Below are 24,181 nucleotides of genomic sequence, written 5' to 3' on the forward strand. Positions count from 1 at the left end.
CACGGACTTTTTTTGTGATTCTTCGGATCAGGGGATCAGGTGATGGGTGAATCCACGGATTAATTCGAACGGATTTACGATTATGGGGATTCCGGGCTCTTCGGCGACGGCGGAGCCTGCGGCGGGCCCGTCTGCCCGCGCCGCCGGTACCAGCGGCGCAGCAGTCCCTCCGGGACCTCCTCCGCCGTGAGCGCGAAGACCAGGTGGTCCCGCCAGGCGCCGTCGATGTGGAGGTAGCGCGGACGCAGCCCCTCCTCGCGGAACCCGAGCTTCTCCACCACCCGGCGGCTGGGCAGGTTCTCCGGGCGGATGCACACCTCGATCCGGTGCAGCCCGACCTTCGCGAAGCAGTGGTCCACGGCGAGCGCGACCGCGGTCGGCATCACCCCGCGGCCCGCCACGTCCCGGTCCACCCAGTAGCCCACATGGGCGGCGCACATCGATCCCCAGGTGATCCCGGCGACCGTCAGCTGGCCGACCAGGCGCCCCTGGTACTCGATGACGAAGGGCAGCATCCGGCCCGCGTTCGCCTCGGCCCGCAGATGGCGGACCATCTGCCGGTACGTCGGCCGGTGGATCACCGGCCCCCAGGGCGCGGGCGGCGGGATGGTGGCCTCCCACGGCCGCAGCCAGTCGCGGTTGCGCCGGTTGACCTCGCGCCAGGCCCGCTGGTCCCGCAGTTTTATCGGCCGGAGCGTGACATCGCCGTCCGCCAGCACCACCGGCCAGGAGGGGCCGTTCAGCTCGGGCTCCCGGGCGCCGCGTCCGGTCTGGGGTGGTCGCCGCCGCGGATCTGGTCGACGGCGTGCGGCAGGATCCGGGCCAGCACGGCGAGGCCGTCGCGGACCCCGCCCGTGGAGCCGGGCAGGTTCACGATCAGGGTGCGTCCGGCCACGCCGGCCAGGCCCCGCGACAGGGCCGCGGTGGGCACCTTCGCCAGGCCCTCGGCGCGGATGGCCTGCGGGATGCCGGGGATCTCGTAGTCCAGGACGCGGGAGGTGGCGTCCGGGGTCCGGTCGGTCGGGGAGATGCCGGTGCCGCCGGTGGTCAGGATGACGTCGTACCCGGCGGCGACGCCCTCGCGCAGGGCCTGCTCGACGGGGTCGCCGTCCGGGACCACGCGCGGGCCGTCCACGGTGAAGCCGAGCTTCTGGAGCGCCTCGGCCAGCAGGGGGCCGCCCTTGTCGGCGTACACGCCCTGCGAGGCGCGGTTCGAGGCGGTGACGACCAGGCCGCGCGGGGCCGGGGCTGCGGGCCGGGGCGCCTCGGGGGCCGCCGGGCCCTCGCGGTGGCTGTGGCTGTGGGCCTCGCCGCCGCGCGGGGTCACGAACGGCTCCAGTCGCCGGACTTTCCGCCGGTCTTCTCCTCCACCCGGACGTCGGTGATGACCGCGCCCTTGTCGACGGCCTTGACCATGTCGATCACGGTGAGCCCGGCGACGGCGACGGCCGTCAGGGCCTCCATCTCGACGCCCGTGCGGTCGGTGGTCTTCACGGTGGCGAGGATCTCGACGCAGTCGTCGGCGACCGACAGCTCCACCTTCACCCCGGACACGGCGAGCGGGTGGCACAGCGGGATCAGGTCGGGGGTCTTCTTGGCCCCCATGATCCCGGCGATCCGCGCGGTGGCGAGGGCGTCGCCCTTCGGCACGCCCTCGCCGCGCAGCAGCTCGATCACCCGGGGGGAGACGAGTACGCGCCCGCTGGCGCGGGCCGTGCGGGTGGTGACGTCCTTCTCGGAGACGTCGACCATCCGGGCCGCGCCGGCCTCGTCGATGTGGGTCAGCCTGTTCTGCGTACTCATGTCTGTCGTGCCGCTCCCGCTCCGGGCCCCTGGAGCCCTGGGGCCTTAGGAGCAACACGCTACCGCCACCGGCGGGTACTCAGCCGAGCAGGATCACTTCCAGCTCGGTCCCCGGCTCCACCGAGGTGACGTCCTCCGGTACGACCATCAGGGAGTCGGCGTGCGCCAGCGCGGCGATCAGGTGCGAGCCCGATCCGCCGACCGGGCTGACCGTGCCGCTCCCGGCGTCGTACTTCCCGCGCAGGAACTGGCGGCGGCCGGCCGGGGAGCCGAGCGCCTTGTCGGCCTTGAGCACGGCGCGCAGGGACGGGCGGGTGACCTCGGAGTGCGGCAGGCCCATGAGCGCGCGGATCGCGGGGCGCACGAACAGCTCGAAGGAGACGTAGGAGGACACCGGGTTGCCGGGCAGGGCCAGCAGGGGGGTGTGGTCGGGGCCGATGGTGCCGAAGCCCTGCGGCTTGCCGGGCTGCATGGCGAGCTTGCGGAAGTCGACGCCGCCGCCCTCCGCGTCGCCGTCGCCGGAGGCGGCGGCGGTGAGGGCCTCCTTGACCACGTCGTACGCGCCGACGCTGACGCCGCCGGTGGTGACCAGCAGGTCGGCGCGGATGAGCTGGTCCTCGATGGCGGCGCGCAGGCTGTCGGCGTCGTCCTCGACGGCGCCGACGCGGTAGGCGATGGCTCCGGCGTCGCGGGCGGCGGCGGCCAGGGCGAAGCTGTTGGAGTCGTAGATCGTCCCCTCGGTCAGCGGTTCGCCGGGCTGGACCAGCTCGCTGCCGGTGGACAGGACGACGACGCGGGGGCGCGGGCGGACCCGGACGGTGCCGCGGCCGATGGCGGCGAGCAGCGCGATCTGCGGCGGGCCGAGCACCGTACCGGCGGCCAGGGCCAGGTCGCCGGCCTGGACGTCGCTGCCGCGCGAGCGGACGTGCGCCCGGGCCTCGGCGGGCCGGTGGACCCGTACCTCGCCGGCCGCGCCCTCGGGTGCGGCGCTGGCGGGGGTCATCCCGGAGGCGGCGCCCGCGCCGGTGCCGCCGTCGGTCCACTCGACCGGTACGACGGCCTCCGCGCCGGGCGGCAGGGGGGCGCCGGTCATGATGCGGGCGGCCTGGCCGGGGCCGACGGTGGGCAGTTCGCCGCTGCCCGCGGCGACGTCGCCGATGACGGCGAGCACCGCGGGGAACTCCTCGCTCGCACCCTGGACGTCGGCCGTGCGGACCGCGTACCCGTCCATGGAGCTGTTGTCGAAGGGCGGGAGGGCGACGGGCACGGTGACGTCCTCGACCAGGACGCAGCCCTGGGCGTCGAGCAGCTGGAGCTCGATGGGCTCCAGCGGCCGGACGGTGGCGAGGACGTCCGCGAGGTGCTCGTCCACCGACCACAGGCGGTGGTGGCCGCCTGCCGGCTGAGGATGCTGCGGGGCGGAACTGCTCAAGGTGCTACATCTCCTCCGTGACGTAACGGTGAAGCCAGGTGCGGAACTCCGGGCCCAGGTCCTCACGTTCGCACGCGAGTCGGACGATGGCCCGCAGGTAGTCCCCGCGGTCCCCGGTGTCGTAGCGGCGGCCCCGGAAGACCACGCCGTGCACCGGGCCGCCCACGCTCTCGTCGGCGGCCAGCTTCTGCAGGGCGTCGGTGAGCTGGATCTCCCCGCCGCGGCCCGGCTCGGTCTCCCGCAGTATGCCGAAGATCGCCGGGTTGAGGACGTAGCGTCCAATAACCGCGAAGTTGCTGGGCGCCTCGGAGGCGTCCGGCTTCTCGACGAGCCCGGTGACCCGGACGACGTCCGGGTCCTCGGTCGGCTCGACGGCGGCGCAGCCGTAGAGGTGCACGCTGGACGGGTCGACCTCCATGAGCGCGATGACGGTTCCGCCGGTGCGCGCGTGGATGTCGACCATCCGCCGCAGGAGGGGGTCGCGGGGGTCGATGAGGTCGTCGCCGAGGAGGACGGCGAAGGGCTCGGTGCCGACGTGCGGTTCGGCGCAGAGCACGGCGTGGCCGAGGCCGCGCGGGTCGCCCTGGCGGACGTAGTGCATGGTGGCGAGGTCGCTGGACTCCTGGACCTTCTTCAGCCGGTCGTCGTCGCCCTTGGCGATGAGGGCCGACTCCAGTTCGTAGTTCCGGTCGAAGTGGTCTTCCAGGGGCCGCTTGTTACGTCCTGTGATCATGAGGACGTCGTCCAGTCCGGCCGAGACGGCTTCCTCGACCACGTACTGAATGGCCGGTTTGTCCACGACCGGGAGCATTTCCTTGGGGGTTGCCTTGGTCGCCGGGAGGAACCGAGTGCCGAGGCCCGCGGCCGGGATGACGGCTTTCTTGATCACTGGGTGCGACTGAGTCATGGACAGCACGATAGTGGACCTTGCCGAACCCCCGTCCAGGTTCCGGTGAATAGGTCCAGGTATGCACCAATAGGAAAGGGTATGTGACTCGATGGTCGTGGAGAATTCATCCGGTAATCCTCCGGTTCCTCCCGAAAAGGCGGCCTTGCGGCGTGAACTCCTCGCCGCCCGCCGCGCCCTGTCCCCCGAGTCCCGCGGCGCGGCGGCCGACGCCCTCGCCCGCTCCGCCCTCGCCCTGCCCGAGCTGGCCGGCGCGCGCACGGTGGCGGCGTACGTCTCCGTCGGCGGCGAGCCGGGCACCCACGCGCTGCTCGACGCGCTGCGGGCGGCCGGGAAGCGGGTGCTGCTGCCCCTGCTGCTGCCCGACAACGACCTCGACTGGGCGGCGTATGAAGGTCCGGGCAGTCTGCGGGAGGCCGCGCACCCGGGGAAGATGCGGCTGCTGGAGCCCGCCGGCGCCCCGCTCGGCCCCGACGCCGTGACCGCGGCCGACGCCGTGCTGCTGCCCGGGCTGGCGGTGGACCGGCGCGGGATGCGGCTGGGCCGCGGCGGGGGCTCGTACGACCGGGTGCTGGCCCGGCTGGAGCGCGCCGGGGCGCATCCGGCGCTGGTGGTGCTCCTCTACGACGAAGAGGTGGTCGCGCGGGTCCCGGAGGAACCGCACGACCACCCCGTCCAGGCGGTGGCCACCCCGTCGGGGGTGGTCCGTTTCTGAGCCCCGCCGCTAGGGCTTCAGCGTCAGGGTCTCGACCGTCGCCTTGTCGACGGCCTCCTTGCCGAAGGCCCACTCCAGCAGCTCGCCCTTGGCCCACAGGGTTGTCTGGTCCGTGTAGTTGGAGTGGTACGCGTGGCCCGAGGCGCCGGTCAGGTTGATCCAGCGGGACTTGTCCAGGTCGTTGAGGTTCACGACCATCCGCATCGACGGGACCCAGGTGACCCCGTACCCGCTGGAGGCGTTCCAGCCGGTGGCGTTGACGGTGGCCTCGCCGCCGCCCAGGTTCCACGGGCCGCGGTTGAGGAGCCACTGCATGAAGCCGGGGCCCTCGGTGCCGATGGTCTGGTTCTTCAGGCTGAGCTGGTGCAGGCGGCCCCAGCTCCAGGTCGACTGGTCCTTGCCGAGCTTGGCGGTCAGCTCCCAGCGGGCGTCCTCCATGGCCCGCGCGAACAGCTCGTCGCGGGTGGTGGTCTCCTTCTCGCCGAGCTTGCGGGCGGGGGACTTCCACCACGCCGACTTCTCGTCCTTGACCAGCCGGCGGACCACCTCGAACCAGCGGTCACCGCCGTCGGGCTGCGCCGAGTCCGGGCCGCGGGTGCCGCATTCGCGGACCACCTCGGCCAGGTCGTCGTTGGGGCCGGTGGCCTCCTTGACGTTGACGCAGTCGCCCTCGATCCGCAGTTCCTTGGGCATCTTGTCGCCGAAGGACAGCTTGAGGATGTTGCGCCAGACCGCGTTGAAGTACGCGGCGGCCGCCGAGTCGGACTCCTGCGTGTAGTTCCAGCCGTCGAGGAGCTTCTGCGCCGAGCGCACGTCCGGGTCGGTGACCTGGATCTTGGCCAGCATCGGGGTCAGCAGCGCGGCGATCTCGCTGCTGTTGTCCATCTGCATGGTGCGCATGTCGTCGGTGGAGATCTTGCCGCTGTCCTTGATCTTCGCCTCGATGAGGTCGTTGATCCGCTGGCTGCGGGCGCCGTAGCCCCAGTCGGTCGTCAGGACGTACGGGTACTTGCCCGCGCCGGTGCCGGTCTCGGCGACGGCCTGGTTGGCGGTGACGACGTAGCCGCGGGCCGGGTTGAGCTCCCAGGGCATCTCGTTCTGCGGGATGTAGCCCGCGTTGCCGTCCTTGCCGCCCTTCCAGGCGTACTTCGGGTCCCAGCCGGGGGCGGGCATGCGGCCGTCGCCCTGGGTGCGCATCGGGATGCGGCCCGGGGCCTGGTAGCCGATGTTGCCGTACTGACCCTTGTTGTCGGCGTAGATCAGATTCTGTGACGGGACCTCGAAGTCCGCGGCCGCGGCCCGGAAGCTGTTGAAGTCCTTGGCCTTGTCGATCTTGAACACCGCGTCCATCGACTTGCCGGGGTCCAGGGCGGTCCAGCGCAGGGCGACGGCGTAGCCGTTGCCGCGGTCGGGGGCGGAGCTGGGGACGGGGGCGCGGGTGCCGACCGTGCCCAGCTCGTCGCTGCGGTCGGAGATCAGCGGTCCGTTGTTGGTGCTGCGGACGGTGATCTTCTTGCTCTTGCCGCCGGCGACCTTGATCTCCTCCTCACGCGTGGTGAAGGGGAGCGTCTTGTTGTCGTAGACGTAGCCGTCGGGCTTGATCTGCTCCAGGTACAGGTCGGTGACGTCGGCGCCGAGGTTCGTCATGCCCCAGGCGATGTCGGCGTTGTGGCCGATGACCACGCCGGGCATGCCGGAGAAGGTGAAACCGGCGACGTCGTACTGGCACTGGGCCGAGACCGCGCGGCAGTGCAGGCCCATCTGGTACCAGACCGAGGGCAGCTGCGGGGAGAGGTGCGGGTCGTTCGCGAGGAGCGGCTTGCCGGTCGTCGTGTACTTGCCGGAGACGACCCAGGAGTTCGAGCCGATGCCGCTGCCGTTGGGGCCGAGGATCGCCGGGATCTCGTCCAGGGTCTTGGCGAGGGCGCTGAGCTGCGTGCGCAGGCCGACGCCCGCGCCCTGGGCGGTGGCGTTTCCGGCGAGGCCGGTGCCGGTGCCGGTGGCGCCGTTACCGGTGCCGGTGCCCGTGCCCGTTCCCGTGGAGCCGGTGCCGGTCGAGCCGGTGCCGGTGCCCGTTCCCGTCGAGCCCGTGCCCGTACCGGTGGAGCCCGTACCGGTACCCGTGGAGCCGGTGCCCGGGGTGCCCTGGGGGGCGTACTTGCCGCCCGCGACGGTGCCGCCCTCGACGATCGGCTTGTTCCGGTCGAAGGGGTACGGCGGGTACAGCTCGTCGATCTGCTGCTGCGAGAGGCTGCTCGCCATCAGGGAGCGGTCGATCTCGTCCTGCATGTTTCCGCGCAGGTCCCAGGCCATGGCCTTGAGCCAGGCCACCGAGTCCACCGGCGTCCACTTCTCCGGGGCGTAGCCGTCGGACAGCTTGAGCGCGGCGTGCTCGACGGAGAGGTCCTTGCCGGACTTCCCCTTCAGGTACGCGTTGACCCCGTCGGCGTAGGCCTGGAGGTACTTCTTCGTCTCGGGTGAGAGCTTGGTGTCGAACTCGGCCTGCGCGACCTGCCGCCAGCCCAGCGTGCGCAGGAAGGCGTCGGTCTCCACCTGGCCGGAGCCGAACATCTCCGACAGGCGGCCGGAGGTCATGTGGCGGCGTACGTCCATCTCCCAGAACCGGTCCTGCGCGTGGACGAAGCCCTGCGCGCGGAAGAGGTCCTCGTCGTTGTCGGCGTAGAGCTGCGGAATCCCGCGCTCGTCGCGCTTGACGTCGACGGTCCCGGTCAGGCCGGGGACCTTGAGGGAGCCGGTGGCCTGGGGGAAGGAGGAGCGCACGGTGTCCGCGCTCCAGTACGCGCCGTAGCCGAGGCCCGCCAAGAGCGCCAGGACCATGACGAGCACGAGCAGGCGTGCGCGTCGTCCCTTCTTCTTGACGGAAGGTCCGGATTCTTTGGCGGGCATCGCTGTCCTTAGAGGGGCAGGGTGGTCCTGGCAGTGCTGGGAGCAACCATAGGCGCAGGACCGCGCTCGTTGATCCGCCAGGGGTACAGCTGCCGAGGACAGGGGGCTGCGGGCGTTTCACAATGTGAGGAGCGCGTCAAGAAATCGTCAAATATTAGGTAAGGTAACGAAGTACTTGCCGACCCACCGCGCCCCGCGAGGAACGATCCACCGCGGCGCTCCGAGGAAAGGGCCGCCCGCTGACTGTCCACACGCTCAATGAGCTCCTGCTGGTCTGCTCGCTCGTGCTGCTCGTCGCCGTCGCGGCGGTGCGCATCTCTTCACGCAGCGGCCTCCCCAGCCTGCTCATCTATCTCGGCATAGGCATAGCGATAGGCCAGGACGGCATAGGCAACGTCGTCTTCGACAACGCCGAGCTGACCCAGGTCATCGGCTACGCCGCGCTCGTCGTGATCCTTGCCGAGGGCGGTCTGGGCACCAAGTGGAAAGAGATCAAGCCGGCGCTGCCGGCCGCGATCGTGCTGTCGCTGGTCGGCGTCGCGGTCAGTGTGGGCGTGACGGCGGCGGGCGCCCACTACCTCGTCGGCCTGGAGTGGCGCCAGGCGCTGCTGATCGGCGCGGTCGTCTCCTCGACCGACGCGGCGGCCGTCTTCTCCGTCCTGCGCAAGGTCCCGCTCCCCTCGCGGGTGACGGGCGTACTGGAGGCCGAGTCGGGCTTCAACGACGCCCCGGTGGTCATCCTGGTCGTGGCCTTCGCGACGGTCGGACCGGTGGACGAGTGGTACGTGCTGCTCGGCAAGATCGCGCTGGAGCTGTCCATCGGCGCCGCGATCGGCCTGGCGGTGGGCTTCCTGGGGGCGTACGGACTGAGGCACGTGGCACTGCCCGCCTCGGGCCTGTACCCGATCGCGGTGATGGCGATCGCCGTGGCGGCGTACGCGGCCGGCGCGATGGCGCACGGTTCGGGCTTCCTCGCCGTGTACCTGGCGGCGATGGTGCTGGGCAACGCGAAGCTTCCGCACTGGCCGGCGACGCGGGGGTTCGCGGACGGGCTCGGCTGGATCGCGCAGATCGGCATGTTCGTGCTGCTGGGCCTGCTGGTGACCCCGCACGAGCTGGTGCACGACTTCTGGCCCGCCGTGATCATCGGCCTGGTGCTGACCATGGTGGCGCGGCCGCTGGAGGTCTTCGTCAGCCTGCTGCCCTTCCGGATCCCGTGGCAGGAGCAGGCCCTGATGTCGTGGGCCGGGCTGCGCGGCGCGGTGCCCATCATCTTGGCGACCATCCCGATGGTGACCGGGATCGAGGGCAGCGACCGGGTCTTCAACATCGTCTTCGTGCTGGTCGTCGTGTACACGCTGGTGCAGGGGCCGACGCTGCCGTGGCTGGCGCGCAAGCTGGAGCTCGGCGACACCGACGAGGCCGCCGCGGACCTCGGGATCGAGTCGGCGCCGCTGGAGAAGCTGCGCGGGCACCTGCTGTCCTTCGCGATACCGCCCGCCTCGCGGATGCACGGCGTGGAGGTGAGCGAGCTGCGGCTGCCCGCGGGGGCGTCGGTGACGCTGGTGGTCCGGGACGCGAAGAGCTTCGTACCGGCGCCGTCGACGGTGCTGCGGCACGGGGACGAGCTGCTGGTGGTGGCCACGGACCCGGTGCGGGACGCGGCCGAGGCGCGGCTGCGCGCGGTGGCCCGGGGCGGCAAGCTCGCGGGGTGGCTGGGGACGGGTGGCGGATCGTCACTCTAGGTGGCGGAGGGGGTCCGGGGGCGGTGCGCGGTGGCGCCCGGATGAACGTTTTCCGTTAGAGCAGCGTTCCAATTCGGCCGATTTCAGTGGCGTGTGGCAGGGAATGCCCCCATTTCCTGGGCGCAGGAATGCGAAGTTCCAGTTAATCGCAGGTGAAGACACGAGTTGTCAGCGTAATCACAGGGCGTGGTAGTGAATCTCCCTGTACGATGAAGGCACACCAGATCGAACCAACTCTGCCTGACGCAGAGCTGGCGCGACCGCAAAGCGGCCGTGGCTCCCTCCCGCAGTGGGCGCCCAGGTATCACTCGGTTCTGCGCAAGAGGACAGCTCTCGGGGCTCCCACATGTACGGGTGCGGTCGCTCACAAGGCGGCCCATCGTCCGCAGACGGGGACGCTCTACCAGGCAGCGGAAAGGCCAGGCCGTGACATCCGCGGTCACGACCGACAAGTCCGCCACGACCACCCGCCCCGGCTACGGACAGCTGCTGCGCACTCCCGGAGCCCTCGGCTTCGTCCTCCCCGGCTTCGCCGCCCGTCTGCCCTTCGGCATGCTGACCATCAGCATCCTGCTGCTCGTCCAGCACGCCACCGGCTCCTACGGCGACGCGGGCATCGTCTCCGCCGTCACCGGCGTCTCCATGGCCCTGTTCGCGCCGGTCATGGGCAAGTTCACCGACCGCCGCGGCCAGAGCGCCGTCCTCGTACCGGTCGTCCTCGTGCACGCCACCGCGGTCTCCGCCCTGACCGCGCTGGCCCTCCTCGGCGCCCCGCTGTGGGCGCTCGCGCTGGCCGCCGTCCCGGCCGGCGCCTCCGTCCCGCAGGTCGGACCCATGGTCCGGTCCCGCTGGGCCGCGAAGCTGGAGGGCTCCCCGCTGCTGCCGACGGCCGCCGCGTTCGAGTCCGTCACCGACGAGTTCACCTTCGTCGTCGGCCCGGTGCTCGCCACCGCGCTGTGCACCGGCATCCACCCGGCGGCCGGTCTGGCCACCGAAGCGGCCCTGACCCTGCTCGGCGGCCTGTTCTTCGCCGCCCAGCGCGCCACCGAGCCCCAGCCGGCCGCCCGCCCGGCCGACGGCGAGAAGCACGCCTCCGCCCTGTCCTTCCCGGGCCTGCGCGTCCTGATCGTGGCCTTCCTCGGGATCGGCGCCGTCTTCGGCGGCATGCAGATCTCGCTCGCCGCCTTCTCCTCCGAGATCGGCAACCCGGGCGCCAACGGCCTGCTCTACGGCATCTTCGCCGCCGGCAACATGATCGCCGGCATCACCATGGGCGCCGTCGCCTGGAAGATCGGCCCGCGCCGCCGCCTGCTGATGGGCTACGTCGGCCTGACCGCCGCCGCCTCGGTCCTGTGGGCCGCGAACTCGGTGATCCTGCTGGGCGCGCTCGGCCTGGTCGTCGGCCTGTGCATCGCCCCCGCGCTGATCACCGGCTACACGATGGTCGAGCAGCTGATCCCGGCCGCCTCGCGCACCGAGGCCTTCACCTGGCTGACCGGAGCGGTCGCCTTCGGGCAGGCCGTCGCCGTGACCCTGGCCGGCCGCCTGACGGACGCGCACGGATCCTCGTACGGCTTCCTCGTGCCGCTCGTGGCGACCGCGCTCGCGCTGGCCACGCTGCTGGCGCTGCGGGCGAAGCTCGCGCCGAAGGCCCCGAGCCGGATCGTGAACTCCTCGGCCCCGGCTTCGGCCCCGGTCTCGGCCCCGGTCTCCAGCGCTGTCAAGAGCGCCCCGAACCGGGTGAACGAGCGTGGGATCGGTCACCGCACGCCGGTGACGGTGGACTGATCCGCCGGAATACGTCACCATGGAGCGTCGTTAGCACTCATTGAGTCAGAGTGCCAGGAGGAAATTCGTGCCGACCTACCAGTACCAGTGCACCGAGTGCGGTGAGGGCCTTGAGGCCGTGCAGAAGTTCACCGATGACGCACTGACCGTGTGCCCGAGCTGCGACGGACGCCTGAAGAAGGTGTTCTCCGCGGTCGGCATCGTCTTCAAGGGTTCCGGTTTCTACCGGAACGACAGCCGTGGCTCCTCGTCGAGCAGCACGCCGGCCTCGAAGCCGTCGTCGACCTCGTCGTCGTCTTCGTCGTCTTCCACGACGTCGACCGCCGCTCCTGCCGCTTCGTCCTCCTCGACGTCGTCCAGCACGGGCAGCAGCTCCACCTCGGCTGCCTGACCCCGCGGACCCGTTCGTCTTCCGCAAGGCCCCGTACGCCCTCCCGGGCGGCGGGGCCTTGCGCGTGCCCGGTTAGGGTGGCGGCATGGTGAACGCAGAGATCGGTGTCATCGGCGGCTCGGGCTTCTACTCCTTCCTGGAGGACGTCTCCGAGATCCAGGTCGAGACCCCGTACGGGCCCCCGAGCGACTCCCTCTACGTCGGCGAGCTGGCCGGGCGCCAGGTGGCCTTCCTGCCGCGGCACGGGCGCAGCCACACCGTCCCGCCCCACAAGATCAACTACCGGGCCAACCTGTGGGCGCTGCGCTCCGTCGGCGTCCGCCAGGTGCTGGGCCCGTGCGCGGTCGGCGGCCTGCGGGCGGAGTACGGACCGGGCACGCTGCTGGTCCCGGACCAGCTGGTCGACCGCACGAAGTCCCGGGCGCAGACCTACTTCGACGGGGAGCCGCTGCCGGACGGCACCGTCCCCAACGTCGTGCACACCACCTTCGCCGACCCGTACTGCCCCGTCGGCCGCTCGGTCGCGCTCGCGGCGGCCCGGGGGCGGGACTGGGAGCCCGTGGACGGCGGCACCATGGTCGTCATCGAGGGGCCCCGCTTCTCGACCCGCGCCGAGTCCCGCTGGCACGCGGCGGCGGGCTGGTCGGTGGTCGGCATGACCGGGCACCCGGAGGCGGTCCTCGCGCGCGAGCTGGGGCTCTGCTACACCTCGATGGCCCTGGTCACCGACCTGGACGCGGGCGCCGAGACGGGTGAGGGGGTCTCCCACACGGAGGTCCTGAAGGTGTTCGGCGAGAACGTCGGCCGGCTGCGCGAGGTGCTCTTCGACGCGGTGGCGGCGCTCCCGCCGACGGAGTCCCGCGCCTGCCTGTGCACCCACGCCCACGACGGCTGGGACCTCGGCATCGAGCTGCCGTAGGCGTTGCCGTGGGCAGGGCACCCGGCACGTGAGGGTGACGGGGTTTTCCACAAGCTGGGGATCGTCCACAGGCTCCGACGCGATCGGGCGGGACGGCGGATCGTGAGGGGTGTCCGGGCGTCGGGTCCGGACACGGATCCCGATCCCGATCCGCGACCAGTTCGGCGGTGCCCACCATGTCCAGGACCCCTCCCGCGCTCACTCCCTCTCCTTCCGCCCCTTCCCCGTGTCCCCCGGCGCGGCCCGTCCCCCTCTTCCCGCCGCTGCGCGTGGGCCGGGGCGCGGGCCGGCTGCGGCGTGCCGTACGGCGCCGGCGGCGCGTGACGTCGGCCGCGCTGGCCGTGGCCGCCGCGGCCCTCGCGGTGGGCGGGGCGCAGGCTCAGGCCTCGCGGGGTGCGGCGCCGCCGCCCGCGCCGGAGCCGCCGCCCCCGGTGGTGCGTACGGTGTCGGCCCCGGTGCGCATCGCGGACGCGGCGACGGTGCGGCTGCTGCGGCCCGGGGACCGGGTGGACGTGGTCGCGGCGGAGCGCGCGGGGCCGCCCCGGGTGGTGGCGGCGGGGGCCCGGGTCGCCGAAGTGCCGCCCCTGGAGAAGGGCGTTGCGGATTCCGGCGCGCTGGTGGTGCTGTCCGTCCCGCGGGACACGGCCAGGGCCCTCGTGGGGGCCGGGGCCGTCGCGCGACTGGCGGTGACGCTGTGCTGATTCGTACGGACGGCCGGGCAAGTCACCTTGGGGTGGGCGTCGATTGGACACGCCGGGCCTGGACTGCCGTAGCTTTCGGAACGGTTGGCTCCGTGTTCCGTAGATGCGAAGAAAGGCTCAGTGGTGAGCGAGAAGAAGAAGGAGAGCGTCCTGGCGGGCTTCAAGGCCTTCCTGATGCGTGGCAACGTGGTCGACCTCGCGGTCGCCGTCGTCATCGGCGCCGCGTTCACGAACATCGTGAACTCCGTCGTGAAGGGCATCATCAGCCCGGTGATCGGCGCCATCGGCACCCAGAACCTGGACGCCTACAAGTCCTGCATCAAGGCCCCCTGCACCGTCGGCGCGAACGGTCAGCCGACGGGCGTGGAGATCCTCTGGGGCTCCGTGCTCAACGCCACGCTGACCTTCCTGATCACCGCCGCGGTCGTCTACTTCCTGATGGTCCTGCCGATGGCCAAGTACCTGGCCAAGCAGGAGCAGCGCCGCAAGGCGAAGGAAGGCGTCCAGGAGACCATGGAGATCACCGAGCTGGAGGTCCTCAAGGAGATCCGGGACAGCCTGGTCGCGCAGCGCGGCCCGATCGACGGCAACCGGGCACCCGACGGCAGCCGGGCACCGGGGGCGCGCGACGCCTTCTGACCGCCCCGGCGGCTCAGATGTGGTGCGGGGGCTTCTCGTCGAGGAAGCGGGCCAGGTCGGCCGTGCTTCCGCCGGCGGGCGGCCGCTCGCCCCAGCCGCGGTCGGTGTCGTCCGCGGACTGCTGGTCCAGCGGGTCGTCGAAGACCAGCCGGGGCTTGGGCCTCGGCTTCGGGGGCTGCTGCGGGTCGGGGGCGGGGGCGTCGCTCATGCCTCAAGGGTACGGCGGCCCCCGGTCCTGGCCCCGGCCCCGGTCCTGGTCAGCTGGGGGCTTCCGCGCCCTTGCGGGCGTAGAACCACCAGCACACCGCGAGGCAGGTGGCGTAGAAGCCGATGAACAGCCACAGGGCGTTGGTGACCGCCATGGCCGCGAACATCGCGGGGATGAAGAAGAAGCCGTAGGCGGCGATGGCGGAGGAGAAGCCGGTGACGGCGCCCGCCTCCATCTCCGACTGCTTCAGGGCGGCCGCCTGCGCCTCGGGGCCCTGGCCCTGCGCCTCGCGCATGTGCTGGTCCCGGAAGATCACCGGGATCTGCCGGAAGGTCGAGCCGTTGCCCAGCCCGGAGAAGGCGAAGGCCACCAGGAAGCCGGTGAAGAAGGCCCAGAAGCTGCCCTGGTCCCCGCCGGACGGGAGCGCGAAGATCACGACCACCAGGGCCGCCGCCATCCCGACGAAGGACAGCATGGTCACCCTGGCGCCGCCCATCCGGTCGGAGAGCCAGCCGCCGGCCCAGCGCATGAGCGCGCCGACGAACGGCCCGATCCAGGCGTAGGTGGTCGCCTGGTAGCCCTGCGCCTCGAAGTTGTTCTTGATCAGCAGGGGCAGGCCGGCGGCGAAGCCGATGAAGGACCCGAAGGTGCCGACGTAGAGCCAGGTCATCAGCCAGTTGTGCTTGCGCTTGAAGATGATCTTCTGCTGGCTGAAGGGGGCCGAGGCCACCTTGAGGTCGTTCATCAGGAACCAGGCCAGCAGCGCCATGATCACCAGGAGCGGCACCCAGAGGAAGGCTCCGTTCTGGAGCCAGATGTCCGTGTCCTCCTTCGCGTCGTGCTGCGGGCCGCCCGCCGGGGCGCCCAGTACGGCGGCGGTGACCACCAGCGGCGCGACGAGCTGGACCACGCTCACGCCGAGGTTGCCGAGGCCGCCGTTGAGGCCGTTGGCGCTGCCCTTCTCCCGCTTGGGGAAGAAGAAGCCGATGTTGGCCATGGAGGAGGCGAAGTTCGCGCCGCCGATCCCGCAGACGGCGGCGATCAGCGCCAGCTCCCAGTACGGGGTGCCGGTGTCCTGGAGGGCGAAGCCCAGCCACAGCATGGGGGCGACCAGGATGATCGTGCTGAAGGCGGTGAACTTCCGCTCGCCGAAGATCGGCCCGATGAAGGTGTACAGGATCCGGAAGGTGCCGCCGGTGATGCCGGGGATCGCGGTCAGCCAGAACAGCTGCGACTTGGAGAAGCCGAAGCCGACGTCGTTCAGCTTGACCACGGTGACCGACCAGACCTGCCAGACCACGAAGCCGAGCATCAGCGCGGGGATGGACACCCACAGGTTGCGCTGCGCGACCCGGTGGCCGGTGATCTGCCAGAAGCCGTCGTCCTCGGGCCGCCAGTCCCCGATGGTGGCGCCCGGCTTGTAGGTCTCCGCCCGGTGCGAGCGCACCGCGGACGGGGTGGACGTGGGTATCGACATGGTCATCGGTCCTTCGGGTCGAGGAGCCACAGGGCGATCACGACGAGGAAGGACAGGACCAGGAATCCCGCCCCCCACCAGGCCGTGCCGGTGTTGCCCTTCATCCACTCGTTGACGGTCACGGTCAGGGCCCAGAGCTGTCCGACGACGACGGTCAGGGCCAGGACCAGCCGGGCGTTCAGCTTCGAGGAGCGCTCCGGTTCCTGTTCGGTGCCGGCGCCCGGGCCGGGGCCGGTGTGCCGGATCCGCGGGTCTCCGTAGCCGCTGGTGGCGCGGATCTGCGGATACCGCTCGCGCACCGGCCGGTTGAGGCGGGGCTCGGCGCTCCCGGGGTGGTACTCGGGGCGGTGGTCGGGGCGGTCCTCGGGGCGGGGAGGGAGCCGGGCGTCGCTCATGTCCGCCTCCTCTCGGTCGCGGCGGCGCGGTCCGCTCCGGGGCAGCCCAGGCCCTGGGTGGCCTCGGGGCGGGTCTCGCCGAACTGCCGGCACAGGGCTTCCCTGGCCGGCTCCCCCGACCGGGCGGCGGCGAGGGCCCAGACGCTGCCGTCGGCCTGCTCGGTCAGGAAGATCCTCGGGAGGGCGCGCGGCGGGGGGCCCGCGGTGACCTCACCGGTGCGGGCGTCGAAGACGCCCTCGTGGCAGGGGCAGTACAGCTCCCCGTCCGCGCCCCGGTCCTCGCGCCAGAGCACGGCGCAGGCCAGGTGGGTGCAGACGGCGGAGTACCCGACGAGGCTGCCGTCCGCGAGGCGTACGGCGAGGGCCCGGTCCTCGTCGCCGGGGAAGCGGAAGGCCACGGAAGCGCCCGGTTCCAGGCTGTCGGCGACCTTCTTGGGCCGGGGCGCGGTCTCACTGTCGCCGTGCCGGTGCAGGATGCCGGAGGCGACGCCGACCCCGCCGATCGCGAGGCCGCCGGAGACGGTGGCGACGATGCGCAGGTAGTCGCGGCGGGTGGTGAGGGAGTCGGCGCTGATCCGGTCGCGCAGCTGCTCGGCGGCGGCGTCGCCCTCGGGGCCGGGGGCGGGGGCGGGCTGTTCGGTGAGGCTCATCGGACGTCCACCCCGTTGATCTCGACGACGGGCAGTCCGCCGGGGACCGGCCACTGGACCTTGTCGGCGGGCACGACCATCGCCACGCCGGTACTGACGACCACGTCGCCGAAGGTGAAGGAGTCTGCGACCTGGACGCCGGGGCGCTCGGCACGGAGCTCTTCGAGGGTTCCGTAGAAGAGGGCTCCGGTCGGGCAGACGGTGGCGCACATGGGGGCCAGTCCGTAGGAGGTGCGGTCGTAGCAGAGGTTGCACTTCATCTGGAGCTTCGCCTGGAGGTCGATCTTCGGGACTCCGAAGGGGCAGGCGTTGACGCAGTTGGCGCAGCCGATGCAGCGGCTGGTGTCGGCCTGCTGGACGACTCCGTCGGCGGTCACCAGGATCGCGTCGGCGGGGCAGACCTCGGCGCAGGGCGCGACGGGGTCCTCGCAGTGCATGCAGACGGTGGGGAGGGAGGCGACGGACACGCCGGGTTCGGTGTAGTCCAGGTGGATCATCGACTTGCCGCGGTGCGAGTCGCATTCGCGGCAGGCCGAGACACAGGCCTGGCAGCCGATGCAGCGGCCCGGGTCGATGAAGATCGTGCGGCCCATCATGGCGGCGTCAGCTCCTCTCCGCCGTGCCACGGCCCTGGGGGGACGTGGGCGGCAGGGGGTCGGTGCGGGAGACCTGGGTCTGCGGGTAGGCCTCGTGGCCGGGGGCCGTGGGCGGTGCGGGGACCTCGTCGACCGCCTCCGCCGCCTCGATGCGGGCGGCGCACACCTTGTACTCGGGGATCTTGGAACGGGGGTCGAGGGCGTCGATGGTCAGGGCGTTCGCGGCCGTCGGGACGGGCCAGTGGTAGGGGATGAAGACCGTGTCGGGGCGGATGGCCTCGGTGACCAGGGCCGGGAAGACCTCGCTGCCCCGGCGGGTCACGACCCGGACGGGGTCGCCGCTGCGGAACCCGTGCGAGGGGTGGACCTCCACCCAGGGGCGCGGGGTCTGCTCGACGAGGGCGCCGAGGCGCCGGGTCTGGTTGCCGGAGAGGAAGTGCGCGACGGTGCGGCCGGTGGTGAGGGAGAGGGGGTACTCCTCGGTGTAGGCGTCCATGGGCGGATGCCATTCCACGACCTGCATGTGGATCTTTCCGTCGGGGTGGTAGGTCCGGCCGTCCTCGAACAGCCGGGGGGTGCCGGGGTGTTCGGTGGAGGGGCAGGGCCAGGCGATGCCGCCGGTCTCGTCGAGGCGCTCGTAGGTGATGCCGTAGTAGTCGTTGACCGTGCCGGCGGAGGCGATCCGCAGTTCTTCGAACACCTCGCGGGAGCCGGGGAAGTCGAAGTGCTGCCCGGCGCCGAGCCGACGGGCGAGCTCGCAGATCACCCAGGTGTCGGTGCGCACCCCGGCGGGGGGCTCCTGGGCCTTGTTGTGCTTGACCACGCGGGCCTCGGCGTTGGCCATGACGCCCTCGTCCTCGGCCCAGGTGGTGACGGGGAAGACCACGTGGGCGTTGGCGGCGGTCTCGGAGAGGAAGAAGTCGAACTGTGCGTGGAACTCGGCGGTGTCGTAGCCGTTCTTGACGACGGCGTAGTTGGGGAGGGAGACGAAGGGGTTGTTGCAGATGCCGATGAGGCCGCGGATCTCCCGGCGCTGCATCTGCCAGACCATCTCCATCATGGAGGTTCCGGCGCCGGGGAGTTCGGACTCCTCGATGCCCCAGATCCGGCAGATCTGGGCGCGGTGCTCGGGGTTGGTGATGGAGCGGCCGCCGGGCAGGAGGTCGGACTTCTGGCCGTGTTCGCGTCCGCCCTGGCCGTTGCCCTGGCCGGTGATGGTGCCGTAGCCGGCCCCGGGCCTGCCGATGTTGCCGGTGGCCGTGCAGAGGTTGATGACGGAGAGGCAGTTCTCGACGCCCTGGGAGTGGTGCTCGATGCCGCGGGCGTGCCAGGCCATGGCCTTGTCCGCGGCGGCGAAGACCCGGGCGACCTGGACGATCTGGGCGGCGGGGACCCCGCAGATCTCGGCGGCGCGGGCGGGCGGGTAGGCGGCGACGGTCTCCTTGACCTCTTCCCAGCCGGTGGTGTGTGCGGCGAGGTAGGTCTCGTCGGTCAGTCCTTCGGCGACGATCACGTGCAGGACGGCGTTGAAGAAGGCGGAGTCGGTGCCGGGCCGCAGGGCGACGTGGATGTCGGCGGTGCGGGCGATGGCCGTCTCGCGCGGGTCGACGACGATCAGGGAGGCTCCCCGGTCCCGGGCGCCCCACAGGTACTGGGTCATCACGGGGAAGCACTCCCCCACGTTGGACCCGGCGATGAGCAGGCAGTCGGTGAGGAGGATGTCGGAGAACGGGTTGCCGGCCCGGTCGATGCCGAAGGCGAGTTTGTTGGCGCCGGCGGCGCTGACCATGCACAGGCGGCCGTTGTAGTCGACGTGCTTGGTCTTGAGGGCGACCCGGGCGAACTTGCCGACCAGGTAGGTCTTCTCGGAGAAGAGGCTGGCTCCGCCGAGGAGCCCGAAGGCGTCGTTGCCGTGTGCGGCCTGGATGCGGCGGATCTCGGAGACGGTGAAGTCGAGGGCCTCGTCCCAGGAGCACTCGCGCAGCTCCTCGTCGCGGGAGCGGCGGAGCAGTGGACTTGTCAGCCGGTCGGGGTGGTTGACCTGCTGGTAGGCGTTGATGCCCTTGGGGCACAGCCGCATCCGGTTGATGTCGTGGTTGCGGGGCTCCACGCCGAAGACCTTGCCGCCCTTGTCGACGCGCAGGTACATCCCGCACTGCACTCCGCAGAAGCAGCAGTGGGTGGGGACGAGGGTCTCGCCGTTCTGGTCGGCGTGCCACTGGTCGGCGGGGATGCCGCCGGCGTCGCGGAAGTCGCGGGTGCCGGGCGGGGCGATGGACGGGTCGAGCGGCAGGGGCGCCGTCCTGGCGGGGTCCGTCGCGGTCACTTGAAGCCCTTCTTGACTTGGCCCAGGTAGGCGGTGCCGCGCAGGACCCGCTTGCAGCGGGGGCAGTATTCGACGAAGGCGTTGAAGTCGAGCTTCAGGTCCCGCATGGTGCCGCGCAGGTTCTCCACGTACGGGGTGGTGTCGATGGGCTCCCCGCAGCGCTTGCAGGCGAAGACCTGCTCGTCCTGGCGGGCGGTGTACTTGAACAGCTGCATGCCGACGGCGGCCGGGCGCTGGACGATGTGGAAGAACTTCCCGAACGGGATGTAGATGAGGGTGAACACCACCGACACCATGTGCAGGATCGCGAGGAACTCGTAGCCGCCGCCGTGCAGGAAGACCGAGGAGAAGGTGAGCAGGAGCCCGGTCACCGAGATCACGACGAGGCAGATCAGCGGGAGGAGGTCGTAGGCGAACCGCTGGCCGGTGATGGCTCCCCGGTCCTTCATGCGCCGCCACAGGAAGTAGCAGGCGCCGGGGATGACGAGGACGGCCGCGATGTCCAGGCCGTGGAACATGAGCCAGCCGAGGAGGTTCAGGGAGTCGAAGCCGAGGACCTTGAAGCCCCAGATCCGCATCTCGTAGCCGGGGCCCGAGCCGCTGGCGGAGGTGAAGGTGAACCAGCCCCAGGTGAGCGGGAAGGTGATCGCGGCGGCGAGCAGGCAGCCCCAGAAGATCAGCTGGTGCGCGGCCCAGCGGGCGCGGGAGCGGGCGCCGAGGAACTTCTGGAAGCCGAGGTAGGTGGCGATCATCCGCGGCAGGGCGGCGGGGGCCTTCCTGAAGTTGGCGGCGGAGAAGAAGCTGCCGAAGCCCTTCTTGAAGAGGCGGCGGGCGCCGGGCGCGGAGACCCAGACCGTGTACCGGTAGGCCACGCCGAAGGCCAGGAAGACGGTGGCGACGGCGTACGGCAGCAGCGCGGAGTCGAAGTCCCGGAGCAGGCGGCTGCCGAGCACGATGGCGGCGACGAGCAGGAGCGAGACGACGGCGCCGGCCAGGGTGGCCCGTGCGGTGACGGACCGGGTGGCCGGCGGCGGGGTCCCGGGCGCCCCCGGTGGGGGTGGCGGGGGCGGGTCTGCGGCGAGGACTTCTACGGGCTCGGACACAGCACCACGCTAGGCGTCACATGCCGTTTCAGCCCGTTATGCGGTGTTTGTGGTTACTCCGAACGGGTCGGTCCGGAAGCCGGATCGGGTCAGACGGCGTTCAGCCCCTCGGCCGCGAAGAGCGCCTTGGCCGCGGCCACCTGCGCGGCGGTGGGCGAAGGGGTGTCGTGGAGGGTGAACGCCATGTCCAGGGCCTCCCACTTGCTCTCGCCGAGCTTGTGGAAGGGCAGCACGTCGACCCGTGAGACGTTGCCGAGGGAGGCGGCGAAGGCGGCGACGCCCTCGACGTTCTCGCGCGCGCCGGTCAGCCCGGGCACCAGCACGAACCGCAGGTGGACCTCCTTGCCGAGGTCGGCGAGGCGGCGGGCGAAGTCGAGGGTGGGCTCCAGCGGCCGCCCGGTGACGCGCCGGTACGTCTCCCTGTCCCAGGACTTGATGTCGAGGAGCACCAGGTCCACGTCGCGCAGCAGTGCGTCGGTGGCGCGGGCGCCGAGGAACCCGGAGGTGTCGAGGGCGGTGTGCAGGCCGAGGTCGTTCCTCATCCGGTGCAGCAGCTCGCCCGCGAAGACGGGCTGGAGGAGGGGTTCGCCGCCGGAGATGGTGGCGCCGCCGCCCGAGGCGGAGATGAAGCGGGTGTACTTGCGGGCCTCGGCGATCACGTCGTCGGCTGAGGTGCGTTTGCCGGCCCGCATCCGCAGGGTGTCGGGGTTGTGGCAGTACAGGCAGGTCAGGGGGCAGCCGGCCAGGAAGGTGACGAAGCGGGTGCCGGGGCCGTCGACCCCGGTGGAGAGGTCCCAGGAGTGGACCGATCCCTCGCTGGGCCGCTGCGTCGCGGCGGCGGCGGCGGGGGTCCGGCCGGCGCTGACGGCGACGGCCGCGGCGGGGCCGACGGGGATGCTCGTACCGAGGAGGACGGTCATGGCGGGTGCTCCAGACTGATCCGGTGTCCGATGGTGCGCGCGGTCCCGGGGCCGGGGGTGAGGGCCCGGCCCCGGGCCGCGCGGTCGGGGGGCTCGTCCTCGTCAGAGGGAGCCGTGGAAGGTGCGGTTCAGCACGTCGAGCTGCTGGTCGCGGGTGAGGCGGACGAAGTTGACCGCGTAGCCGCTGACGCGGACGGTCAGCTGCGGGTAGTTCTCCGGGTGCTCCATGGCGTCCATGAGGGTGTCCCGGCCCAGGACGTTGACGTTCATGTGGAAGCCGTCGACCGCCATGTAGCCGTCGAGGACGCCCGCCAGGTTCTTGATCCGCTCCTCGGGGGTGCGGCCCAGGCCGTCGGGGGTGACGGTGTTGGTCAGCGAGATGCCGTCCTCGGCGTCCTCGTAGGGGAGCTTGGCGACGGACAGCGCCGAGGTGACGTAGCCGTGGGTGTCGCGGCCGTTCATCGGGTTGGCGCCCGGGGAGAAGGGTTCGCCGGCGCGGCGGCCGTCGGGGGTGTTGCCGGTCTTCTTGCCGTAGACCACGTTCGAGGTGATCGTGAGAACGGACTGGGTGTGTTCGGCGCCCCGGTACGTCTCGTGCTTGCGGATCTTCCTCATGAACTCCTCGACGAGCCGGACCGCGATGTCGTCGACGCGGTCGTCGTTGTTGCCGTAGGCCGGGTAGTCGCCCTCGACGGTGTAGTCGGTGGCGAGGCCGCTCCCGTCGCGCACGGGGCTGACCCGGGCGTACTTGATGGCGGAGAGGGAGTCGGCGGCGACGGAGAGGCCGGCGATGCCGCAGGCCATGGTGCGGCGCACGTCGCGGTCGTGCAGGGCCATCTCGATCCGCTCGTAGGCGTACCGGTCGTGCATGTAGTGGATGACGTTCAGGGCGTGGACGTAGGTCTCGGCGAGCCATTCCATCTGCTCGTCGAACCGGGCCATGACCTCGTCGTAGTCGAGGACCTCGGCGGTGAGCGCGCCGGTCTCCGGGCCGACCTGGGCGCCGGACTTCTCGTCGCGGCCGCCGTTGATCGCGTAGAGGAGGGTCTTGGCGAGGTTCACGCGGGCGCCGAAGAACTGCATCTGCTTGCCGACGGGCATCGCCGAGACGCAGCAGGCGATGGCGGTGTCGTCGCCGAAGCGCGGGCGCATCAGCTCGTCCGACTCGTACTGCACCGAGGAGGTGTCGATCGAGACGCGGGCGCAGAACTCCTTGAAGCCCTGCGGCAGCCGGGGCGACCAGAAGACCGTCATGTTCGGCTCGGGGGCCGGGCCGAGGTTGTAGAGGGTCTGGAGGTAGCGGAAGGAGGTACGGGTGACCAGCGGCCGGCCGTCCTCGCCCATGCCGGCGATCGACTCGGTGACCCAGGTGGGGTCGCCGGAGAACAGCTCGTCGTACTCCGGGGTGCGCAGGAAGCGGACGATGCGGAGCTTGATGATGAAGTCGTCGACGAGTTCCTGGGCCTGCTCCTCGGTGAGGATCCCGGCCTCGATGTCGCGCTGGAGGTAGACGTCGACGAAGGTGGAGGTGCGGCCCAGTGACATGGCCGCGCCGTTCTGCTCCTTCACGGCGGCGAGGTAGGCGAAGTAGAGCCACTGGACGGCCTCGCGGCCGGTGGTGGCGGGGCCGCAGATGTCGTGGCCGTAGGAGGCGGCCATCGCCTTGAGTTCGGCGAGCGCCCTGATCTGCTCGGACAGCTCCTCGCGCAGGCGGATCGTCTCCTCCAGCGAGCGGGGCGCGCCGGCGGCCGGGAGGGCGTTCAGTTCCTCCTTCTCCTGCTTCTTGAAGGCGATGAGGCGGTCGACGCCGTAGAGGGCGACGCGGCGGTAGTCGCCGATGATGCGGCCGCGACCGTACGCGTCGGGCAGGCCGGTGACGACGCCGGCCTTGCGGGCGGCGCGGATCTCGGGCGTGTAGGCGTCGAAGACACCGGCGTTGTGGGTCTTGCGGTACTGCGTGAAGACCTTCTCCAGCTCCTCGGAGACCGGGTAGCCGTAGGTCTCCAGGGCTCCGGCGACCATGCGCCAGCCGCCGTACGGCATGATCGCGCGCTTGAGGGGGGTGTCCGTCTGGAGGCCGACGATCAGGTCCTTGTCGCGGTCGATCCAGCCGGGGGCGTGGGCGGTGATGGTCGAGGGGACGTCGTGCGCGACGTCGTACACGCCCTTCTCGCGCTCCTCGGGGAACTTGTCCGTGATCGCCTTCCACACGGCGGTGGTGCGCTCGGTGGGGCCGGCGAGGAAGGAGTCGTCGCCCTCGTACGGCGTGTAGTTCTGCTGGATGAAGTCGCGGACGTCGATGGCGTCGCGCCACAGACCGCCCTTGAAGCCTGCCCAGGCCTCGCCGTTCTTCGTGGTTTCCGCAGGGGTGGCAGTCATGGCCGGCACCTTCCGAGTCGCCTCATTGCTTGTATCCATTGCACGTCTTTTGATCGATCATTTGCGGCCGCGTTGGTCCTGACCCGATGCCCGAAGGTCCCCCGGCTTCCGGCGGTCGTACCTCGACACCCCAGTTGACCTGCAGGTTCTTGCGGGCCGAAGGTCCGTCGTGCACTTGTG

Annotated in this window: 22 protein-coding genes; 7 read left to right on the forward strand and 15 right to left on the reverse strand. The window is 71.2% G+C overall.

From position 1 onward, the window contains the following. Positions 1 to 80 precede the first annotated feature (80 nt). The 5 genes from OOK31_RS34700 to galU all read right to left on the reverse strand — a co-directional run bounded on the left by OOK31_RS34700 (position 81) and on the right by galU (position 4,142). Positions 81 to 722: a GNAT family N-acetyltransferase gene (locus OOK31_RS34700; protein ID WP_267091381.1), complete on the reverse strand. Its 642-nt coding sequence runs from the start codon at positions 720 to 722 to the stop codon at positions 81 to 83. Between the two features lie 17 nt (positions 723 to 739). Then, positions 740 to 1,231, reverse strand: a complete 492-nt coding sequence (locus tag OOK31_RS34705; RefSeq protein ID WP_323188294.1) for a MogA/MoaB family molybdenum cofactor biosynthesis protein — start codon at positions 1,229 to 1,231, stop codon at positions 740 to 742. A 92-nt stretch (positions 1,232 to 1,323) separates the two neighbouring features. Next, a complete protein-coding gene (gene moaC, locus OOK31_RS34710; RefSeq protein ID WP_267091383.1) occupies positions 1,324 to 1,803 on the reverse strand; it encodes a cyclic pyranopterin monophosphate synthase MoaC in 480 nt (159 codons plus the stop codon). A gap of 79 nt (positions 1,804 to 1,882) precedes the next feature. Continuing rightward, complete coding sequence (glp, locus tag OOK31_RS34715; protein ID WP_267091384.1) at positions 1,883 to 3,235, reverse strand: gephyrin-like molybdotransferase Glp; 1,353 nt, start codon at positions 3,233 to 3,235, stop codon at positions 1,883 to 1,885. Between the two features lie 4 nt (positions 3,236 to 3,239). Continuing rightward, positions 3,240 to 4,142: a UTP--glucose-1-phosphate uridylyltransferase GalU gene (gene galU / locus OOK31_RS34720; RefSeq protein WP_267091385.1), complete on the reverse strand. Its 903-nt coding sequence runs from the start codon at positions 4,140 to 4,142 to the stop codon at positions 3,240 to 3,242. Positions 4,143 to 4,233: 91 nt separating this feature from the next. On the opposite strand from galU, the gene OOK31_RS34725 reads away from it, so the two are divergent. Next, positions 4,234 to 4,857: a 5-formyltetrahydrofolate cyclo-ligase gene (locus OOK31_RS34725; RefSeq protein WP_267091386.1), complete on the forward strand. Its 624-nt coding sequence runs from the start codon at positions 4,234 to 4,236 to the stop codon at positions 4,855 to 4,857. A 9-nt stretch (positions 4,858 to 4,866) separates the two neighbouring features. Here OOK31_RS34725 and OOK31_RS34730 read toward each other — a convergent pair whose 3' ends face one another. Then, positions 4,867 to 7,764 carry a penicillin acylase family protein gene (locus OOK31_RS34730; protein ID WP_267091387.1) on the reverse strand — a complete coding sequence of 966 codons (2,898 nt, stop codon included), beginning with the start codon at positions 7,762 to 7,764 and terminating at the stop codon, positions 4,867 to 4,869. A gap of 284 nt (positions 7,765 to 8,048) precedes the next feature. On the opposite strand from OOK31_RS34730, the gene OOK31_RS34735 reads away from it, so the two are divergent. The 6 genes from OOK31_RS34735 to mscL all read left to right on the forward strand — a co-directional run bounded on the left by OOK31_RS34735 (position 8,049) and on the right by mscL (position 13,947). After that, positions 8,049 to 9,509, forward strand: coding sequence for a potassium/proton antiporter (locus OOK31_RS34735; protein WP_267091388.1), 1,461 nt, complete (start codon positions 8,049 to 8,051; stop codon positions 9,507 to 9,509). A 426-nt stretch (positions 9,510 to 9,935) separates the two neighbouring features. Next, positions 9,936 to 11,297, forward strand: coding sequence for an MFS transporter (locus tag OOK31_RS34740; RefSeq protein WP_267091389.1), 1,362 nt, complete (start codon positions 9,936 to 9,938; stop codon positions 11,295 to 11,297). A gap of 67 nt (positions 11,298 to 11,364) precedes the next feature. Next, on the forward strand, positions 11,365 to 11,688 hold the full coding sequence (locus OOK31_RS34745) for an FmdB family zinc ribbon protein (protein ID WP_267091390.1): 324 nt from the start codon (positions 11,365 to 11,367) through the stop codon (positions 11,686 to 11,688). Positions 11,689 to 11,773: 85 nt separating this feature from the next. Next, positions 11,774 to 12,607, forward strand: coding sequence for an S-methyl-5'-thioadenosine phosphorylase (locus tag OOK31_RS34750; RefSeq protein WP_267091391.1), 834 nt, complete (start codon positions 11,774 to 11,776; stop codon positions 12,605 to 12,607). 176 nt (positions 12,608 to 12,783) lie between these two features. Next, a complete protein-coding gene (locus OOK31_RS34755; protein ID WP_267091392.1) occupies positions 12,784 to 13,308 on the forward strand; it encodes a hypothetical protein in 525 nt (174 codons plus the stop codon). A gap of 120 nt (positions 13,309 to 13,428) precedes the next feature. Beyond that, positions 13,429 to 13,947, forward strand: a complete 519-nt coding sequence (gene mscL / locus OOK31_RS34760) for a large conductance mechanosensitive channel protein MscL (protein ID WP_267091393.1) — start codon at positions 13,429 to 13,431, stop codon at positions 13,945 to 13,947. Between the two features lie 13 nt (positions 13,948 to 13,960). On the opposite strand, the gene OOK31_RS34765 is transcribed toward mscL, so the two are convergent. The 9 genes from OOK31_RS34765 to pflB form a co-directional block, all read right to left on the reverse strand. Further along, positions 13,961 to 14,155: a hypothetical protein gene (locus tag OOK31_RS34765; protein WP_267091394.1), complete on the reverse strand. Its 195-nt coding sequence runs from the start codon at positions 14,153 to 14,155 to the stop codon at positions 13,961 to 13,963. A 49-nt stretch (positions 14,156 to 14,204) separates the two neighbouring features. Further along, positions 14,205 to 15,632, reverse strand: a complete 1,428-nt coding sequence (locus tag OOK31_RS34770; protein WP_267091395.1) for a NarK family nitrate/nitrite MFS transporter — start codon at positions 15,630 to 15,632, stop codon at positions 14,205 to 14,207. Between the two features lie 2 nt (positions 15,633 to 15,634). Beyond that, positions 15,635 to 16,027 (reverse strand): hypothetical protein, encoded by a 393-nt coding sequence (locus tag OOK31_RS34775; RefSeq protein ID WP_267091396.1) that lies wholly within the window; start codon positions 16,025 to 16,027, stop codon positions 15,635 to 15,637. Continuing rightward, on the reverse strand, positions 16,024 to 16,677 hold the full coding sequence (locus tag OOK31_RS34780) for a Rieske (2Fe-2S) protein (protein WP_267091397.1): 654 nt from the start codon (positions 16,675 to 16,677) through the stop codon (positions 16,024 to 16,026). Before OOK31_RS34780 ends, OOK31_RS34775 begins: the two co-directional genes overlap by 4 nt. Further along, a complete protein-coding gene (locus tag OOK31_RS34785) occupies positions 16,674 to 17,273 on the reverse strand; it encodes a 4Fe-4S dicluster domain-containing protein (protein WP_267091398.1) in 600 nt (199 codons plus the stop codon). The genes OOK31_RS34780 and OOK31_RS34785 overlap by 4 nt, the downstream gene beginning before the upstream one ends. 7 nt (positions 17,274 to 17,280) lie before the next feature. Then, positions 17,281 to 19,599 carry a molybdopterin oxidoreductase family protein gene (locus OOK31_RS34790; RefSeq protein WP_267091399.1) on the reverse strand — a complete coding sequence of 773 codons (2,319 nt, stop codon included), beginning with the start codon at positions 19,597 to 19,599 and terminating at the stop codon, positions 17,281 to 17,283. Further along, a complete protein-coding gene (locus tag OOK31_RS34795; RefSeq protein WP_267091560.1) occupies positions 19,596 to 20,594 on the reverse strand; it encodes an MFS transporter in 999 nt (332 codons plus the stop codon). The genes OOK31_RS34790 and OOK31_RS34795 overlap by 4 nt, the downstream gene beginning before the upstream one ends. Positions 20,595 to 20,791: 197 nt before the next feature. Next, a complete protein-coding gene (gene pflA / locus OOK31_RS34800; protein ID WP_267091400.1) occupies positions 20,792 to 21,622 on the reverse strand; it encodes a pyruvate formate-lyase-activating protein in 831 nt (276 codons plus the stop codon). Between the two features lie 102 nt (positions 21,623 to 21,724). Next, positions 21,725 to 24,001 carry a formate C-acetyltransferase gene (gene pflB, locus OOK31_RS34805; RefSeq protein ID WP_267091401.1) on the reverse strand — a complete coding sequence of 759 codons (2,277 nt, stop codon included), beginning with the start codon at positions 23,999 to 24,001 and terminating at the stop codon, positions 21,725 to 21,727. Positions 24,002 to 24,181: the final 180 nt, after the last annotated feature.

The organism is Streptomyces sp. NBC_00249 (genome assembly GCF_026342355.1).
In the GTDB taxonomy this organism is placed as follows: Bacteria; Actinomycetota; Actinomycetes; order Streptomycetales; family Streptomycetaceae; genus Streptomyces.